Annotated in this window: 14 protein-coding genes and 1 tRNA gene; 10 read left to right on the plus strand and 5 right to left on the minus strand. The window is 58.0% G+C overall.

Annotated elements, in window-relative coordinates; translation table 11 throughout:
- Positions 1 to 59 precede the first annotated feature (59 nt).
- Positions 60 to 1,445: an FAD-binding oxidoreductase gene (locus A7P97_RS06760; protein WP_067530894.1), complete on the minus strand. Its 1,386-nt coding sequence runs from the start codon at positions 1,443 to 1,445 to the stop codon at positions 60 to 62.
- A gap of 209 nt (positions 1,446 to 1,654) precedes the next feature.
- On the opposite strand from A7P97_RS06760, the gene A7P97_RS06765 reads away from it, so the two are divergent.
- From A7P97_RS06765 to A7P97_RS06785, 5 genes are all read left to right on the plus strand, one after another.
- Positions 1,655 to 2,041 (plus strand): VOC family protein, encoded by a 387-nt coding sequence (locus tag A7P97_RS06765; RefSeq protein WP_067530895.1) that lies wholly within the window; start codon positions 1,655 to 1,657, stop codon positions 2,039 to 2,041.
- Between the two features lie 15 nt (positions 2,042 to 2,056).
- Complete coding sequence (gene ribBA, locus A7P97_RS06770; protein ID WP_067530896.1) at positions 2,057 to 3,415, plus strand: bifunctional 3,4-dihydroxy-2-butanone-4-phosphate synthase/GTP cyclohydrolase II; 1,359 nt, start codon at positions 2,057 to 2,059, stop codon at positions 3,413 to 3,415.
- 174 nt (positions 3,416 to 3,589) lie between these two features.
- On the plus strand, positions 3,590 to 4,357 hold the full coding sequence (locus tag A7P97_RS06775; protein WP_067530898.1) for a class I SAM-dependent methyltransferase: 768 nt from the start codon (positions 3,590 to 3,592) through the stop codon (positions 4,355 to 4,357).
- A gap of 437 nt (positions 4,358 to 4,794) precedes the next feature.
- Positions 4,795 to 7,077: an NADP-dependent malic enzyme gene (locus A7P97_RS06780; RefSeq protein WP_067530900.1), complete on the plus strand. Its 2,283-nt coding sequence runs from the start codon at positions 4,795 to 4,797 to the stop codon at positions 7,075 to 7,077.
- 138 nt (positions 7,078 to 7,215) lie between these two features.
- Positions 7,216 to 7,875, plus strand: coding sequence for a protein-L-isoaspartate O-methyltransferase (locus A7P97_RS06785; RefSeq protein WP_067530902.1), 660 nt, complete (start codon positions 7,216 to 7,218; stop codon positions 7,873 to 7,875).
- Between the two features lie 146 nt (positions 7,876 to 8,021).
- On the opposite strand, the gene A7P97_RS06790 is transcribed toward A7P97_RS06785, so the two are convergent.
- The 4 genes from A7P97_RS06790 to prmA form a co-directional block, all read right to left on the minus strand.
- Positions 8,022 to 8,098, minus strand: a tRNA-Arg gene (locus A7P97_RS06790).
- Between the two features lie 156 nt (positions 8,099 to 8,254).
- Positions 8,255 to 8,653 (minus strand): hypothetical protein, encoded by a 399-nt coding sequence (locus A7P97_RS10160; RefSeq protein ID WP_156497492.1) that lies wholly within the window; start codon positions 8,651 to 8,653, stop codon positions 8,255 to 8,257.
- 515 nt (positions 8,654 to 9,168) lie between these two features.
- Positions 9,169 to 9,984, minus strand: coding sequence for an MJ0042-type zinc finger domain-containing protein (locus tag A7P97_RS06800; protein WP_067530906.1), 816 nt, complete (start codon positions 9,982 to 9,984; stop codon positions 9,169 to 9,171).
- Positions 9,985 to 10,234: 250 nt separating this feature from the next.
- Complete coding sequence (prmA, locus tag A7P97_RS06805; protein WP_067530907.1) at positions 10,235 to 11,128, minus strand: 50S ribosomal protein L11 methyltransferase; 894 nt, start codon at positions 11,126 to 11,128, stop codon at positions 10,235 to 10,237.
- Between the two features lie 200 nt (positions 11,129 to 11,328).
- Between prmA and hscB the strand changes: the two genes are divergently transcribed.
- From hscB to A7P97_RS06830, 5 genes are all read left to right on the plus strand, one after another.
- Entirely contained in the window at positions 11,329 to 11,829 is a 501-nt protein-coding gene (gene hscB, locus A7P97_RS06810; protein ID WP_067530909.1) for a Fe-S protein assembly co-chaperone HscB, read from the plus strand.
- A gap of 98 nt (positions 11,830 to 11,927) precedes the next feature.
- On the plus strand, positions 11,928 to 12,626 hold the full coding sequence (locus tag A7P97_RS06815) for a phosphoglycolate phosphatase (RefSeq protein WP_067530911.1): 699 nt from the start codon (positions 11,928 to 11,930) through the stop codon (positions 12,624 to 12,626).
- Positions 12,613 to 13,074, plus strand: coding sequence for a recombination regulator RecX (gene recX, locus A7P97_RS06820; protein ID WP_067530914.1), 462 nt, complete (start codon positions 12,613 to 12,615; stop codon positions 13,072 to 13,074). Before A7P97_RS06815 ends, recX begins: the two co-directional genes overlap by 14 nt.
- Before the next feature lie 492 nt (positions 13,075 to 13,566).
- Positions 13,567 to 16,425: an aminomethyl-transferring glycine dehydrogenase gene (gene gcvP, locus A7P97_RS06825; protein WP_067530916.1), complete on the plus strand. Its 2,859-nt coding sequence runs from the start codon at positions 13,567 to 13,569 to the stop codon at positions 16,423 to 16,425.
- Between the two features lie 292 nt (positions 16,426 to 16,717).
- Positions 16,718 to 17,005 (plus strand): putative quinol monooxygenase, encoded by a 288-nt coding sequence (locus A7P97_RS06830; RefSeq protein ID WP_067530919.1) that lies wholly within the window; start codon positions 16,718 to 16,720, stop codon positions 17,003 to 17,005.
- Positions 17,006 to 17,251 lie beyond the last annotated feature (246 nt).

Consider the following 17,251-nt stretch of genomic DNA (forward strand, 5'->3'; position numbering starts at 1 on the left):
CAGGTAGCCTTTTGGGCGGCTGCCGGATTGTTTGTAAACGATATGGCTTGCTGCAGTTTTCAGGTAGCCTGCGGCGGGAACAGTTTGCCGGGGTTGAACAGGTTATGCGGGTCGAGCTGTTTCTTAATGGCGCGCATCAGCCCGATTTCCACGGGGCTGCACACGCTGGGCAGCCAGTGGTTTTTCACTTGGCCGATGCCGTGTTCGGCGGCAATCGTGCCCTGGCAGGCAAGAGTGTGTTGATAGACGATGCGGTTGATGCCGTCTTCGTATTCGTAGGCTTGGTTGCTGCGGATGTGCGGCAGGAAGGTGTTGAAATGCAGGCTGCCGTCGCCGAGGTGGCCGAATACGATGATTTCGATGCCTTCATAGGCCTGTTTGAGCGCGGCGGAGGCGTTGGCCACCAGTTCGGCCACGCGCTCGATGGGCACGGCAATATCGTGTTTGATGCTGGCACCGAGCGCTTTTTGCGCGGCGGAGATGTCTTCGCGCAGCCGCCACAGTTCGGCACGTTCGCCCTCCGACTGCGCCAAAACGGCGTTTTCCCAGCCGTGTTCAAACAAGAATCCGGCCAAATCGTCAGCCAATTCGGGGCGTGGCAGGCTGTCGTTCAATTCGAGCAAGATGTGCCACTCGGCATCAATCGGCGGGCTGAGGCGGCTGTAGGCGGCGGAGAGGGCGAGCGCGGGGCGGCTCACCAGCTCGAAGCTGCACAGCCGCTCGGCGAAACGGCCTTGGATGCGGGTGAGCAGGCGCACGGCGTCGTCAATGCTGTTTAGGCCAATCCAGGCGGTGGCGGTGGTTTGCGGTGGGGAGAAGAGCTTGAGCGTGGCGGCGGTGATGATGCCGAGTGTGCCTTCGCTGCCGATGAAGAGCTGGCGGATGTCGTAGCCGGTAGTGTTTTTGTGCAGCGGGGCGAGATGGGAGAGCAGGCTGCCGTCGGGCAGCACCACTTCGAGCCCGAGCACCAAATCGCGCGTAGTGCCGTAGCGCACCACGTTCAGCCCGCCGGCGTTGCAGGCGATGTTGCCGCCGATTTGGCAGGAGCCTTCGCTGGCGAGGCTGAGCGGAAACAGCCGCCCGGCTTGGGCAGCGGCTTCCTGCACGTTTTGCAGAATCACGCCGGCTTCCACGGTGATGGCGTTGTCGGCCAGACTGAGGCTGCGGATGCGGTTGAGCCGCGAGAGGTTGAGCAAAATGCCGCCGTTTGGCACCGCCGCGCCGCACAGGCCGGTGTTGCCGCCCTGCGGGGTAATCGTCACGCGGTGTTCGGCACACCAGCGCACCAGCTTCTGCACATTTTCCACGCTGTCGGGCATCACGGCGGCTGCCGCCTGGCCAATGTAGCGGCCGCGCCGGTCGGCGAGCAGCGGGGTGGGGTCGGCAATGATTTCGCGTTCGCTGAGCAAGGCGCGCAGGGCTTGCGGAATATGGGCGGAGTTCATTTGAGGCTACCTGAAAGATTGGAATGGACGGTATTGTAGCGGCAAGACGGGGTTTTCAGGTAGCCTTCAGCCGCCGGCAGGCTACCTGAAAGCCGAATATCGAATATTGCTTAAAAGTAATTTTTTATCATCGTCAATCTAACTTTACTTTTCCAACCAGGCGCCGTATAGTTGCCTAAGTTTACCGCCCACACCATTAGGAAGCTCCGATGAACAACACCCCGCAAAATCCCGTAAGCTGGTTTGCCCTCAATGCGCAAGACTTAGCACGTGCCGCCCGCTTCTACGAAACCGTGTTCGGTCTGCCCCTGCAAGAAGTGCCCGGCAAAGACCCGCAGCACCAAATGTATCTGTTCACCCCCGCCTGGGAGCAATACGGCATCGGCGGCATGCTCTGGCACGACCCCGCTGCGCAACTCGTCGGCTACAGCGGCATCACCGTGTTTTTCAACTGTGCCGACTGTGCCGAAACCGCCCGCACCACCGAAGCGGCCGGCGGCAAAATACTCACTGCCAAATTCCCCATCGCCAACGGTTTTGCCGCCTTTATAGAAGACAGCGAAGGCAACCGCATCGGCCTGCATTCGCCCGCTTAAAATTTCAGGTAGCCCATGCCCAGCCCCATCAATATTACCGAACTGCGCCGCCGCAACCTGCGCGAATGGATCAACCGCCTGCACCAAGGCCGGCAGATTGATTTCGTCTCCGCCACCGGCATCAACCAAGGCGAACTCTCAGCCCTGTTGAAAAACAAGCCCTTCGGCGAGCGCAAAGCCCGCAAAATCGAACACAGCGCCGGCATGCCCGCACTGTGGCTCGATACCGACCACAACCAGCCCGCATCCGCCCCACAACCCACCCACAGGAATACCCATCCCATGCACGCCCCCATTTCCACTATCCCCGAAATTCTGGCCGACCTCAAAGCCGGCAAAATAGTCATCATCACCGATGCCGAAGACCGCGAAAACGAAGGCGACCTGCTCATGGCCGCCCAATTCGTCACCCCCGAAGCTATCAACTTCATGATCAAACACGCCCGCGGCCTCGTGTGCCTGCCCATGGCCGAAGAGCTGGTGGACAAACTCAAGCTCCCCCTCATGACCCAGCACAACGGCGCTCAATACGGCACCAACTTCACCGTATCCATCGAAGCCGCCCACGGCATTTCCACCGGCATCTCCGCCGCCGACCGCGCGCTGACCATCCAAACCGCCGTTTCCCCCTCCGCCCGGCCAGAAGACATCGTCCAGCCAGGCCACATCTTCCCCCTGCGCGCCCAAAAAGGCGGCGTGCTGGTGCGCGCCGGCCACACCGAAGCCGGCGTTGATTTGGCCCAAATGTGCGGCCTCATCCCCGCCGCCGTTATCTGCGAAATCATCAACGACGACGGCACCATGGCGCGTATGCCCGAGCTCACCGAATTCGCCCGGCAGCACGGCCTAAAAATCGGCACCATTACCGACCTCATCGAATACCGCAGCCGCACCGAAACCCTGCTCGAAGAAATGGGCAGCAGCCCCATCCACACCCCCTGGGGCGATTTCCGCCAGCACGTTTATGTAGACAAACTCTCCGGCGAAACCCACCTCGCCTTGGTGAAAGGCAGCCCGCAGCCCGACACCGAAACCCTCGTGCGCGTACACGAGCCCTTCAGTGCCATGGATTTCCTGCAAACCAACCCCCGCCACTCCTGGCCGCTGCCGCAAGCCCTCGAGCGCATCCAAGCCGCCGAGCACGGCGTCGCCATCCTGCTGCACCGTACCGAAGACGGTGCCGCCCTGCTCGACCGCACCCTGCCCAAGGGCCAAAGCCAAACCCGCCAGTGGGACAGCAAAACCTACGGCATCGGCGCGCAACTCCTCGCCAACCTCCACGTGAAAAAAATGCGCGTACTCGGCCAACCCTCCTCCCTCACCGGCCTTACCGGCTTCGGACTGGAAGTGACAGGGTTTGAGAGCTTAGAGTAGAATAATAAAGCAATTGACACAGGTAAAGGCTACCTGAAAGTTTCAGGTAGAAAATCTACCACTGGGATGCCGCAGCACAGGAACACCGGTAGACAAACGTAGCAGGTAGGGCGGGCAACCAGTTGTCTATAGCAAAACTATATCCTTATAACACACTACTTCTAACACACTATAATGGCCCAATTCAACGATCCCGCCGCTTACGAACGCTACATGGGCGGCTGGAGCCGCGCGGCAGGCGAACAGTTTTTAGACTGGCTGGGACAACCGCACGGCCTGCGCTGGCTGGATAACGGCTGCGGCAGCGGCATATTCAGCGAACTGTTGTGGCAACAGGCACAACCGGCAAGACTGGACGGCATCGACATCTCGCCGGAACTGCTTGCCCACGCGCGACAGCGTCTGCCGCAGACAATCACCCTGCACCACGGCGATGCCAACGCCCTGCCCTTTGCCGCTGGCAGTTTCGATGCTGCCGCAATGGCGCTGGTTATCGTCTTTCTCGCTGATGCGCTGCAAGCCGTGCGTGAAATGCAGCGCGTGGTGCGCAGTGGCGGGATGATTGCCTCCTACATTTGGGATTTGCCGTATGGCTTCCCCTACGCCGACGCTTTTGCCGCCCTGCTCGACTGCGGTGTGCAGCCCGACCGAGCCGCCTCCGATGAAACAACCGCACTCGCGCAATTGCAGGCCTTGTGGGAGCAGGCCGGCCTGCAAGAAGTGGAAACCTGCGCTTTCACCGTCGCCCAACACTATCCCGATTTTGCCGCCTACTGGCAGGCACTGGCCGATAGCGCCAGCATCGGTGCCCGCTTTGCCGCCTTAGCGGCAGACATGCAGGCGGCAGTACGCGCGGCATTGCAAGAACGCCTGCCTGCCGAACCTGACGGCAGCATCCGCGTTACCGCCCGCGCCCACGCTGTAAAGGGAATCCGCGCCTGAGCTCCGGCGCGACAAACGCGGCATCATCAGCCAGCATTCCCCGCCGTAAGCAAAAAACTTCCGGCGAATACTTGGCAAACCGCATTTTATAGTTGAAAAGAAGCGTAGCAAGGCGCGCCGCCGCAGACAGTACAGGTAGCACGGCAGGTTCCCATAAAAACCGCATGGTGATTTTTATGGGGTCCGGTCAGGCAGCACAACACCGTTACGGTTTTTCAGCAATTCGACTATATGTACAAGCGGGACAAACACCGGACCAGCGCCAGGAGTCCCAAACTCCTCCACCCGCTTGCGGGAGGTGGGGGCTCACAAACACTCCAAATCTAAATTAGCTCAAAAAAGGTTACCTGAAAGCATGGGCCTCATTGGAATTCACGCTTTCAGGCAGCCTCAAGGCCGCTCCCCATCCACTCCCTCAAAAAAAGGATCTATATTCCATGGACGATATGCTGAAACAAGCCGCCCTCGATTTTCACCAATATCCGCAGCCCGGCAAAATTCAGGTAGCCCCCACCAAGGCGCTGGCCACCCAGCACGACCTGTCGTTAGCCTATTCCCCCGGCGTGGCTGCCCCCTGTCTGGAAATCCAAGCCAACCCGCAGGATTCCTACAAATACACCGCGCGCGGCAACCTGGTGGCCGTGGTTTCCAACGGCACCGCCGTGCTTGGTTTGGGCAATATCGGCGCCGAGGCCAGCAAACCGGTGATGGAAGGCAAAGGCGTATTGTTTAAAAAATTCGCCGGTATCGACGTATTCGATATCGAAATCAATGAAACCGACCCCGAAAAACTGGTGGACATCATCGCCTCGCTCGAGCCCACTTTCGGCGGCATCAACCTGGAAGACATCAAAGCGCCCGAATGCTTCTACATTGAGAAAAAGCTGCGCGAACGCTGCAAAATCCCGGTATTCCACGACGACCAGCACGGCACGGCCATCATCACCGCCGCCTCCGTCCTCAACGGCCTGCGCCTGGTGGGCAAAGACATCGGCCAAGTGCGCTTAGTGTGCTCTGGCGCGGGCGCGGCAGCCATCGCCTGCCTCGACTTACTCGTGGCCTTGGGCATGAAACGCGAAAACATCACCGTGTGCGACTCCAAAGGCGTAATCTACCAAACCCGCGAAGACCGCGAATGCATGGACGCAAGCAAAGTGCGCTACGCCATTGAAGACAAAGGCTGGCGCAAACTGGGCGACGCCGTGCCCGGCGCCGACATCTTCCTCGGCCTCTCCAGCCCCAACGTGTTGAGCACCGACATGCTCAAACAAATGACCGCCTCGCCCATCGTGCTGGCCATGGCCAACCCGCAGCCCGAAATCTGGCCGCCGGAAGCCAAAGCCGCCCGCCCCGACGTGATTATCGGCACAGGCCGTTCCGACTTCCCCAACCAGGTGAACAACGTTCTCTGCTTCCCCTTCATCTTCCGCGGCGCGCTCGATGTGGGCGCCACCACCATCAACGAAGAAATGAAGCTGGCCGCCGTGCGCGCCATTGCCGATTTGGCCATGGCCGAGCAAAACGATAAAGTCGCCACCGCCTACACCGGCGCCGAGCTGAAATTCGGCCCGGAATACCTGATTCCCAAACCCTTCGATCCGCGCCTGATTGCCCGCGTGGCGCCCGCCGTGGCCAAAGCCGCCATGGATTCCGGCGTAGCCACCCGCCCGATTGCCGATTTCGCCGCTTACGAAGAAAAACTGAACGAGTTTGTTTATAAGTCCAGCCTGTTCATGAAACCCATCTTCGCCCAAGCGCGCCAATCGCTCAAACGCGTGGTGTTGGCCGAAGGCGAAGACGAACGCGTGCTGCACGCCACCCAGCAGATTGTGTCTGCCAAACTGGCCGTGCCTATCCTCATCGGCCGTCCCGCCGTAATCGCAGAGCGCATCCAAAAAATGGGGCTCACCATCCGCCCCGGCAGCGATTTCGAAATCGTGAACAACGAAAACGATCCGCGCTACCAAGAATACTGGCAGGAATACTACCGCCTGCAGCAGCGCAACGGCATCACCCCCGATTTGGCCAAACGCCGCGTGCTTGCCAACACCACCCTCATCGGCGCGCTCATGCTGCAGCTCGGCCATGCCGATGCCATGGTGTGCGGCACGGTCGGCCATTTCCAACACCACCTCGGCATTGTTTCCAACGTTGTCGGCTACAACAACCCCGAACACACCGCCTGCGCCATGAACGCGCTGATTTTCGGCGGTCACAACCTGTTCATTGCCGACACCTATGTAAACGCCAATCCGACTGCCGAGCAGATTGCCCAAAGCACCCTGATGTGCGCCGAAGAAATCCAACGCTTCGGCATCACACCCAAGGCTGCGCTGCTCTCGCACTCCAACTTCGGCTCCGTGCCATCTGAAAGCGCCGGGAAAATGCGCCATGCGCTTGAGCTCATCCGCCAAGCTGCCCCGCAGTTGGAAATCGACGGCGAAATGCAGGGTGATGCCGCCTTGGTGGAAAGCCTGCGCCAGCAAAGCCTGCCCGACTCCACCCTGAAAGGCGCCGCTAACCTCCTGGTAATGCCCAACGTGGAAGCCGCCAACATCAGCTGCAACCTGCTGCGCGTCGCCAGCCCCGACGGCGTAACCGTGGGCCCGATTCTGCTGGGCATGAAAAAACCCGTGCACATCGTCAACCAGCTCGCCTCTGTGCGCCGCTTGGTAAATATGGTGGCACTGGCCGCCGTGGATGCACAACGCCAAGGCTAAATAGCTGAAGCAGTAAAAATCAAGGCTACCTGAACTTTCAGGTAGCCTTTTCTTTACTCTGCACATTTGCCGCCCACAAACACCGAATTAGCTTATAATCCAGCCTTCAAACACATACCCACCGCTGTGAGCAAAATAATGAACTACTTTGAACAAGCCCGATTCAACATGGTCGAACAGCAAATCCGACCCTGGAGCGTATTGGATTTCGACGTTCTCGACGCCTTGGCCGAAGTGCCGCGCGAACAATTCGTTGCCCCCGAGCAGCAGGCCTACGCCTACGCCGACCTCTCCCTGCCCCTGCCCAACGGCAGCGCCATGCTCGAGCCCAAAGTGGTTGCCCGCCTGATTCAAGGCTTGAAGCTCACCAAAAATGACACCGTGCTCGAAATCGGCACCGGCTCCGGCTATGCCACCGCCGTGCTGGCTAAGCTCGCCGGCCGCGTCATCACCGTCGACACCGATGAAACCCAGCAACAACAAGCCAAAGCCGTGCTCGACCGCCTTGGCTTCACCAATATCGACTACCGCATCGGTGACGGCCTGATGAACCCACCCATCGCCACCGTGAGCGCCATCTACGTGGGCGGCTCTTGCCCTGTGATGCCCGAAACCCTGCGCAACAAACTGCCCGCCGGCGGCCGCATGGCGGTGATCGTTGGCCAAGAGCCCGTAATGCGCGCCCTGCTCGTGCAATGCAACGGCGAAGACAGCTACGAACAAAGCGTGATGTTCGACACCGTTGCCCCTGCCCTCAGCGGCCCCGCCGTGAAAAAAGCTTCATCGTTCCGCTTCTAGAAATTTTCAGGTAGCCTCACTGGAAAGGCTACCTGAAATTTATAGCCGACCGTTGGCATAAAATAAGGTGAATCAACGCTATATCGTGCCGATTTTAAACAGCCAAGCAACAAAAAAGCAGCCAACCGGCTGCCTTCCCAAATAACTGGCGCACCCAACAGGGATCGAACCTGTGACCTTCAGCTTCGGAAACTGACACTCTATCCAACTGAGCTATGGGTGCGAGAAGCGCGTAAGATTAACCCAAAACCGGCGCAAAGGCAAAAAATTTTATCTCCTTCCGGCGGCAAAGCAGCACAGAATAGAATTTTACGATTGGAAGCTATAAGCGAATTCAGTGTAATTTCGCACAATCTTACAAACCGAAACCAAATCTGTATCAGCCGGTTTGAACGTGAATCCAAAAGAAGCGTTCAATAATCTGATTATGTGAAGGTTTCACACCAATAAACAAGCATGCTGCCGCATGCGCCCATAACGACCACAAACCATAAAGCCCGCGCCATAAACACCACTGCCACACTGCCACACTGCCACACTGCCACACTGCCACACTGCCACACTGCCACACTGCCACACTGCCAACAATATCATAAGGTTCAGCCGCCATCACCTTTATCGGCGCAGCCTGTTCATTTCGCTGATTAAACTCGCCACCACCGGCTACTACAGCAACGTTTTCGATATGCAGCCCGATGCCGTGGAAACTCGTATCCAACCCATCGGCCGCCTCACCATGGGCGATGGCATATCCGTAGGCGAATGCAAAGGCAAACAAGTGTTAGACAAAGTCTGCATCAATGCCACGGTGCCGATGAAAAAGTTGCCTTCTCCCCTAAAATCACCTCCAATAACGACTAGGCAACCCGTCTCAAACAAGATTGCCCCCTGGTGTAACACGCTCTGCAAGGCTTCAAAACCATGCCCGCACGCGACAGCAATGCCAACCATAAGTGACGCCGACATAGAAGCCGCCGTGGTATATATGGCCAACCAATCCGGCCGCAAGCTGTAGGCTGCTCCTCCCTTAGTAAAGACCATCTGAAAGATTATTTTAGATATCTTTTATGCTGGGCCATGACCCATCCTACTCACCAATCTACCCTACTATGAAAGAGAAGAACGGATTATAGGCTACCTGAAACATCGCAGGCTGCATGCTGTGAGCAACTCGTTGCCCATGCGGAAGCCATACCAACTGAGAACACCAATAGGGCTGGGCTGAAATAAAGGCTACCTGAAAACCAGCTTTGCAGGTTTTCAGGTAACCTCTTCACATCCGATACTACCAGTTTAGTGCTTCATAATCAGCAAATAATAAAACAGCTGCATAATCAAGACTGTGAGCGCGGCCAGCGAAGCCAGCGTCCAGTTGAATTCGCTGTGTACGGCGGCGGCAGATGCAGGAACATTCGGAGGGCCGGAAGGCGTAGCGAGCAGGTTATCGGCGGGCTGGTCGATAACGGCGGGCAGTTTGGCCGCAGCAGGCAGCTGGATGCCTCCGGGGTCGCGGCCGGACATCAAGTTGAATACCAAGCTCTCGGCCTGGATGTGGATGTTTTGGGTTTGCCCGTGGCCGGCGGCGGCAGATTGTGCGCTTTTGAGCAGGGTGTCGATGCTGGGCAGAACGGTGGGCGGCGGCGGGGTGGAAGCGGAGCGTTGCAGCAGGGCTTCGATGGCATCGGCGCTGTTGGCAGTACGCTCGGCTTCGGCCAGTTTGAAGGGCATGGCTTGGCCGGTGTCGTTATCCAAGGCCATGCGCTGGCGGCGCAGGCGGCTGTCGATTTCGTCCAGCTCGGCGGCCAGCGGTTTTTTCTGAGTGTACAGGGATTCGTCAGCATCTTGCCCGGCCTGCTGTGCGGCCAGGGCGGCAGATTGTTGTTTGAGGCGGGCGAGTTTTTCGCGCAGGGGCATTTTGGCGTGAATCACGTCTTCCTGCAAAATTTCAGCTTGGGCGGCAGGGGCGCTCTGGGCTTTTGGCTTGCGCGTTACGGTGAAGGCATGCCGGCACTGGCTGCACTGCACCCGCCCGTTGGCTGCCTGCAAATCGGCTATGGCATAATGATTCTCCGCTTGGCAGCGGGGGCAACTGAATTTGACGGTTTTCATGTGTCGGCAATCCAAATACTGATGTTTCGGCCGCTATTTTAAGAAAATTAATGCGCTTTTACCATTTTCAGGTAGCCTTTTAGCGGCTAACTGTCGGTTTTTTGTATATTTTACAGAAAGTCTGTGTCGGCGGAACGTTTTCGCCAAACCATTTGCCGTAAATTTAGCCGTTCCAAAAAAGAAGGATACACGGCCTTGGCTTGCCTGGTTTCACTCCCATTCGAAACGGCTCTATTGCACTGCCGGCGGGTTATCTGGCTTTGCGCACGCCCACTAAACGCACCCAGCCGCCTTCGGCAACCGGCAGTTGCATATCGAACCATTCGCTATAGATGCCGTTTAGCTCTTCCGCCTGCTCTTCCAAAATGCCGGAAAGCACAATCTGCCCGCCCGCCTTGGTGCGCGAGGCCAACATGCCGCCCAATAGTCGCAGCGGATTAGCCAGAATATTGGCCACCACCACATCGTATTCCGCTTCCGGCAAGTCGTCGGGCAGGAAAAAACGGGCGGCGGCTTCGTTTTGCTCGGCATTGCTGCGGCTGGCAACGATGGCCTGCTCGTCGATATCCACTCCGTCGGCGGCGGCAGCGCCGAGTTTGAGCGCGGCAATGGCCAAAATACCGGAGCCGCAGCCGTAGTCGAGCACGCGATCGGTAGCTTGGATATTTTCATCGAGCCACTGCAGGCACAACCGGGTGGTAGGATGGCTGCCTGTGCCGAAAGCCAAGCCGGGGTCGAGCCGCAGGTTGACGGCCGATTGGTCGGCAATATCGTGCCAGGTGGGCACAATCCACAGCCGCCCGGAAATACGGATGGGGTCGAACTGCGATTGCGTGAGGCGTACCCAATCCTGCTCCGGCAGCTGCTCGATGCGGTAGGGCGGCACTTCCAACCGGCATTCCTTGGCCGCGGCTACCACGGCGGCGGCTACGTTGCATTGGTCGTCAAACAGGGCGATCACCAAGCTGCGCTGCCAAATTTGGCCGTTTTCTTCGCCCGGCTCGCCGAAAATAGCCTGTTCTTCGTCCGTGCCGGCATAGGCATCTTCAATCGCGGCCGACAATGCGCCAACGGCCATTAAAGCATCAGAAAACTGCTCGGCACGGTCGGCACCAATCGGAATACTGGCTTGTTGGTAGGGCATAATCGCATTTCTTTCAAACGGTAAGGGCGCGTATTGTATAGCAAGCCGCCGCCCTTCCGCCAGCCGCGGCGCTTGCAGGCTACCTGAAAGCGGATGCGGCAAGCTGCGCCCAAACCGCCCGCTGCCGTTTTCAGGTAGCCTCATCTTAGCGTTTGCCTATACAATTCCATCTTTAGAAAAGGCTACCTGAAAGCACGCACATGCCCCGCGAATTCCAACTTTTCAACCTGCCAGCGCAGTTCGACCTCGACCCCGCCGCGCTGGAGCAAACCTACCGCCAACTGGCCGCCCGCTTCCATCCCGACAAAACCGCCACCGCTTCCGCCTTCGAGCAGAAGCAGGCCGTGATGATGGCCGCCGCCGTAAACGAAGCCTACCGCCGCCTCAGCCGGCCGCTGGAGCGAGCCGTTTTGCTGCTGCAGGCACAAGGTATTCAGGCCGATTCCGAAGAGCGCACCGCCTTCGATCCCGAGTTTCTGATGCAGCAAATGGAATGGCGCGAAGAGCTGGCCGCTGCCCGTGCTGCAAACTCCCCCGAACGGCTTGCCGCACTGGATAGCCAAGTGGCTGCCGAAGAGGCCCGGCTGCTGGCCAAACTCAGCACCGCCTTTCGGCAGGAAGACTACGCCCAAGCCGCCGAACTCGTGCCGCAAGGCCGTTTCCTCGATAAAATCCGGCAGGAAATCCACGCTGAGTTGTAATCCTGAAAAGGCTACCTGAAACTTCCAGGTAGCCTTCTTATTATCTGCCTCATGCTAAAATCCGCTATCATTTTTTATCAAACCTCCGAGGCCACTCAATGAATACCCGCCCCGAAATCCGCGCCGCTACCTTCGATTTGGACGGCACCTTAGTCGATTCCCTTGCCGACCTCGCCGCCGCCGCCAACGAAGCCCGCCGCAGCGAAAACCTGCCCCTGCTCGACGAAAAACTGATGATGTCCTACGTGGGCGACGGCGTGGGCAAACTCGTGCACCGCGCCCTCACCAACGACCCAAACGGCCAAGCCCCCGACGAAGTGTGGCAGCGCGCCTTCGCCGTGTTCGCCCAACATTATTCCGAACACCTCGACCGCCACACCTACATCTACCCCGAAGTGCAAACCGGCCTCCAGCTCCTGAAAACCCTCGGCATCCCGCTGGCCGTGGTAACCAACAAACGCGAAGCCTGGGCCGCCGAGCTGCTGCGCCGCCTAGGCCTGGCTGACCTGTTCAGCCTCGTGGTGGGCGGCGACACCCTGCCACAGCGCAAACCGGATGCCGCGCCGCTGCTGCACGCCGCCGAAGTATTGGGCGTGAAGCCGGAAAACATGGCGATGGTGGGCGATTCGCGCAACGACATCCTGGCCGCCAAAGCCGCCGGCTGCTTTGCCATCGGCGTGCGCTACGGCTATGCCGATATGGACCAACTGGCCGAAAATCCCGCCACCCGGCCGGATTGGATTGTCAGCACCCTGCCCGAAATCTACGACCGCCTGCGCCCCGATGACCGCCGTTAAATCCCTGCGCAGCCGCGCCTTAGATTTATTGTCGCGGCGGGAAATGTCGCAGGCCGAACTGCGGCGCAAACTCGCGCCCTACGCCGAAGACCCCGCCGAAATCGACGCTTTGCTGCAAGAGTTTGCCGAACGCAACTGGCAATCCGACCAGCGCTACGCCGAAAACTACGTATACAGCAAAGGCAGCCGCTACGGCCGCCTGCGCCTCGCCCAAGGCCTGCAACAGCAAAAGCTGGACGGCGAACTCATCGAAGCCGCCCTGCCCGGCCGCGACAGCGAACGCGCCACCGCCTGCGCCGTGCTGCGCAAAAAGTTCAAACAACCCCCCGCCGACTTCGCCGCACAGCAACGCGCCGCCCGCTTCCTCGCCTACCGCGGCTTCGACCACGACACCATCCGCCACGCGCTGGATAAGGCCTGGCAGGGCGAAGAAGAGTGGAAGGAGTAGGCAGAAAGGCTACCTGTAAAGAACCCGTTCGGTATTTTCAGGTAGCCTTTTGGCAGTGCATAGCCCATCTGGGAAAGGATACCTGAAAAATATCAACCTCAACAAACTTATCGTACTCACTGTCGGCCAACCTGAAACCATTTTCCTTGCTTTGAGCACAATTCAAAGCAGTAACGTTGTAAATCATTTGCCGCTACGGCAGCAACAGGCCTACTTCGCCATTATCAATAAAATAGGCGGGAATACCTGCTGGCCGAGCACCCCAATCCGCCCTTCCGTCTGCACGGCGTACACCTCTTCCGCCGCTGACTCATAGAAATCATTGCCATCTAAATCATCTATCCGCTTTTCCCGCTGAGGCTACCTGAAAACCATCTGCAGAAAATGACAGAATATTTGCCGCATCCGCCGCAAGCACCCTGATTTAGGCTACAATATAACTATCTGTCCCAATCCCCCTTACCACCGAGCAAGCAGAAAGGATGCAGGATCATGAAGTTTAACGAACTCTTCCACCACAACGACTTTATCGGCCGTCACCTCAGCCTGTCCGACCGCGCCGCCCTTTTGGCCGCGTTGGGCGAAAAAGATGTGAGCAGCTTTGTGGGGCACACCGTGCCGCAAAGCGTGCGTATGCCCGGTTCGCTGCAGCTGCCCGAAGCATTAAGCGAAGCCGATGCCTTGGCCAAGCTTAAGGGCATCGCCGCCAAAAACCGTATCAATAAAAGCTATATCGGCCTAGGCTACTACCCCACCCGCCTGCCGAACGTGATTCTGCGCAATGTGCTGGAAAATCCGGGTTGGTACACCGCCTACACGCCCTATCAGGCCGAAGTGTCGCAAGGCCGTTTGGAAGCGTTGTTGAACTTCCAACAGGTGTGTATCGACCTCACCGGTTTCGAGCTGGCCGGCGCCTCCCTGCTCGACGAAGCCACCGCCGCTGCCGAAGCCATGACCATGGCGCGCCGCGTGGGCAAATCCAAATCCAACCAATTCTTTGTGGACGAGCGCGTTTACCCGCAAACGCTGGACGTGATCAAAACCCGGGCCAAATATTTCGATTTTGAGCTGGTGGTGGGCAATTTCGACACCGCCCGCAACGGCGAATACTTCGGCGCGCTGTTCCAATATGTGGGCAAAAACGGCGACGTGGCCGAGTTGGGCGATGTGATTGCCGCTGTGAAAGCCAAAGGCGCGATTGCCGCCGTGGCTGCCGACATCATGAGCCTGGTGCTGCTGAAACCGCCCGCCGAGTTGGGCGCCGACATTGCCTTGGGCAGCACTCAACGCTTCGGCATCCCGATGGGCTTCGGCGGCCCGCACGCTGCTTATTTCGCATTTAAAGACAAAGATAAACGCTCCGCTCCCGGCCGCATCATCGGTGTATCGGTGGATGCCTCCGGCAAGCAGGCGCTGCGTATGGCGCTGCAAACTCGCGAGCAACACATCCGCCGCGAAAAAGCCAATTCCAATATCTGTACTTCGCAAGTTCTGCTGGCCAACTTGGCCGGTATGTATGCGGTGTATCACGGCCCCGAAGGCGTAAACCGCATCGCCCGCCGCATCCACGCGCTGGCTGTTGCTTTTGCCGATGCAGTACAGGCTGCCGGCGGCAAAGTGGTGCATTCGGTATTCTTCGACACTGTGGCCGTGGATTTCGGCAGCAAGGCGCAAGCCGACGGCGTGTACCAAAAAGCGCTGGATGCTGGCTTCAACCTGCTGCGCATTGGCGAGAACGTGCTGGCTGCCGCCTTCAGCGAAACCTCCAGCGCCGAAGAGTTTGCCCAACTGGTTGAATTGTTCACCGGCAAGGCGGCCGCCCTGCCCGAGAGCGCACCCGCCAGCAGGCTACCTGAAAACTTGCAGCGCAAAGGTGCCATCTTGCAACACCCCGTGTTCAACAGCTACCACACCGAACACGAAATGCTGCGCTACCTGAAAAAACTGGAAGAGCGCGACTTGGCCATGAACCGTAGCATGATTTCGCTCGGTTCCTGCACCATGAAGCTGAATGCCACCGCCGAGATGATTCCGATTACCTGGCCGGAATTCACCAATGTGCACCCGTTTGCCCCGCGCGAACAAGTGCAAGGCTGCCTGGAAATGATCCACGGCCTGCAAGAGCAGCTCAAGGCCGTTACTGGCTTCGACGCCATCTGTATCCAGCCCAACTCCGGCGCGCAAGGCGAATACACCGGCATGGTTACCATCCGCCGCTACCACGAAGCGCAAGGCCACCCCGAACGCAACGTGTGTCTGATTCCGCGCTCTGCCCACGGCACCAACCCCGCCACTGCCCACATGGCCGGTATGCAGATTGTGATCGTGGATACCGACGAGCACGGCAACGTGGATATTGCCGACCTGAAAGCTAAGGCCGAACAGTATAAAGATACGTTGGGCGCGCTGATGATTACCTACCCGTCCACCCACGGCGTGTATGAAGAAGGCATCCGCGACATCTGCCGCATCATCCACGAGAACGGCGGCCAGGTGTATATGGACGGCGCCAATATGAACGCCCAAGTCGGCATCATGCAGCCGGCCGAAGTGGGCGCCGACGTGTTGCACATGAACCTGCACAAAACCTTCTGCATCCCGCACGGTGGCGGCGGCCCCGGCATGGGGCCCATCGGCTTGAAAGCCCATCTTGCACCGTTTGCTCCGAGCCATGTTGTGGCACCGGTGGAAGGCGCCACCGTGGGCATGGGTGCCGTATCTGCCGCACCCTACGGCTCCGCCAGCATCCTGCCGATTACTTGGATGTATATCAGCATGATGGGGGCTGATGGTTTGCGCCAGGCCACCGAAACCGCCCTGCTCAACGCCAACTACGTTGCCAAGCAGCTCTCCGCCGATTATCCGGTGCTCTACACCGGCAAAAACGGCCGCGTGGCGCACGAATGCATCATCGACCTGCGCCCGCTCAAGGCCGAAAGCGGCATCACCGAAGTGGACATCGCCAAACGCCTGATGGACTACGGCTTCCACGCCCCGACCATGTCCTTCCCAGTGGCCGGTACGCTGATGATCGAGCCAACCGAAAGCGAAAGCAAGGCCGAGCTCGACCGCTTCATCGCTGCGATGAAACAGATCAAACAGGAAGCGCTCAAAGTACAGCGCGGCGAATGGCCGAAAGACGACAACCCGCTGGTCAACGCACCGCACACCGCCGCTGATGTAACCGGCGAGTGGAAACGCGCCTACAGCCGCGAAGAAGCCGTATACCCCCTGCCCTATGTGCGCGAGAACAAATTCTGGCCGAGCGTAAACCGTATCGACGATGTATACGGCGACCGCCACTTGATCTGCTCCTGCCCCAGTATCGAGCACTATGAAGGCGAAGAATAAGTATAGGCATTACCCCTGCAATCAAAACAAAGGCTACCTGAAATCAAATTTTCAGGTAGCCTTTATTGTCCTTATACAAAGCGAAATAAAACCAAAGAAACTAGCCATGACTATGCCCATTTTACGTACAAAGTAGCAAAGCAGTAAGCAATATGGGAGCACAGCAAGCTGAATGCATGAGGTATAAATAAATCGGTGCTTTAACTAGAAAATCTGTTACACTGCTTTCAGGTAGCCTAAATCAAATGTTACCAATCATCTATCCAAACAACACCAAGGAGTCATTGTCATTATGATTACTGTAGTTGCCCAATTCGAAGTCAAACCCGCCCAACTGGATAAGTTCCTGCAACACTGCGACGAATTGATTGCCGAAACCCGCAAGGAAAACGGCTGCCTGTCTTACCACCTATACCAAAATACCCAACAACCCAACCAAGTCAGCTTCATCGAGCTATGGCAAAACCAGGCTGTATTGGATACCCACTCCGCTTCTGCACACTTTACCCATATTGTGCCAACCTTGGTAGAAGCCTGCGAAAAAGCCCCGGTTATCCAACTCTATACACAGATTAAATAATTTTCCTGCCAAAGCAAGAGAGACTAGTCGAACATTCAGGCAGCCTCTCTCCTTTCCTCGTTCCATTCCTCACCCATTTCTTCGTCTCCTCTTCTCTCTCGTTTCTTTATCCCCACTTCCTTTTCCAACTCACACTGTACCGCTATCCCGGATTTCCATTCCTTTCATCATACTCCCACAAAGCACAACACCCGCCATCAGGCGGGTGTCGTAAATAGGTGTTTGGCAGTGTCCTACTTTCGCACG

The organism is Eikenella sp. NML070372 (assembly GCF_001648415.1).
GTDB classification, from domain to species: Bacteria; Pseudomonadota; Gammaproteobacteria; order Burkholderiales; family Neisseriaceae; genus Eikenella; species Eikenella exigua.

What these genes read in the sequence shown, in the direction of transcription:
- hscB (WP_067530909.1), top strand. Translation starts at nt 11,329, where the DNA reads ATGCCCCGCGAATTCCAACTTTTCAACCTGCCAGCGCAGTTCGACCTC.
- ribBA (WP_067530896.1), top strand. Translation starts at nt 2,057, where the DNA reads ATGCCCAGCCCCATCAATATTACCGAACTGCGCCGCCGCAACCTGCGC.
- gcvP (WP_067530916.1), top strand. Translation starts at nt 13,567, where the DNA reads ATGAAGTTTAACGAACTCTTCCACCACAACGACTTTATCGGCCGTCAC.
- recX (WP_067530914.1), top strand. Translation starts at nt 12,613, where the DNA reads ATGACCGCCGTTAAATCCCTGCGCAGCCGCGCCTTAGATTTATTGTCG.
- A7P97_RS06785 (WP_067530902.1), top strand. Translation starts at nt 7,216, where the DNA reads ATGAACTACTTTGAACAAGCCCGATTCAACATGGTCGAACAGCAAATC.
- A7P97_RS06815 (WP_067530911.1), top strand. Translation starts at nt 11,928, where the DNA reads ATGAATACCCGCCCCGAAATCCGCGCCGCTACCTTCGATTTGGACGGC.
- A7P97_RS06775 (WP_067530898.1), top strand. Translation starts at nt 3,590, where the DNA reads ATGGCCCAATTCAACGATCCCGCCGCTTACGAACGCTACATGGGCGGC.
- A7P97_RS06760 (WP_067530894.1), bottom strand. Translation starts at nt 1,445, where the DNA reads ATGAACTCCGCCCATATTCCGCAAGCCCTGCGCGCCTTGCTCAGCGAA.
- A7P97_RS06830 (WP_067530919.1), top strand. Translation starts at nt 16,718, where the DNA reads ATGATTACTGTAGTTGCCCAATTCGAAGTCAAACCCGCCCAACTGGAT.
- prmA (WP_067530907.1), bottom strand. Translation starts at nt 11,128, where the DNA reads ATGCCCTACCAACAAGCCAGTATTCCGATTGGTGCCGACCGTGCCGAG.
- A7P97_RS06780 (WP_067530900.1), top strand. Translation starts at nt 4,795, where the DNA reads ATGGACGATATGCTGAAACAAGCCGCCCTCGATTTTCACCAATATCCG.
- A7P97_RS06800 (WP_067530906.1), bottom strand. Translation starts at nt 9,984, where the DNA reads ATGAAAACCGTCAAATTCAGTTGCCCCCGCTGCCAAGCGGAGAATCAT.
- A7P97_RS06765 (WP_067530895.1), top strand. Translation starts at nt 1,655, where the DNA reads ATGAACAACACCCCGCAAAATCCCGTAAGCTGGTTTGCCCTCAATGCG.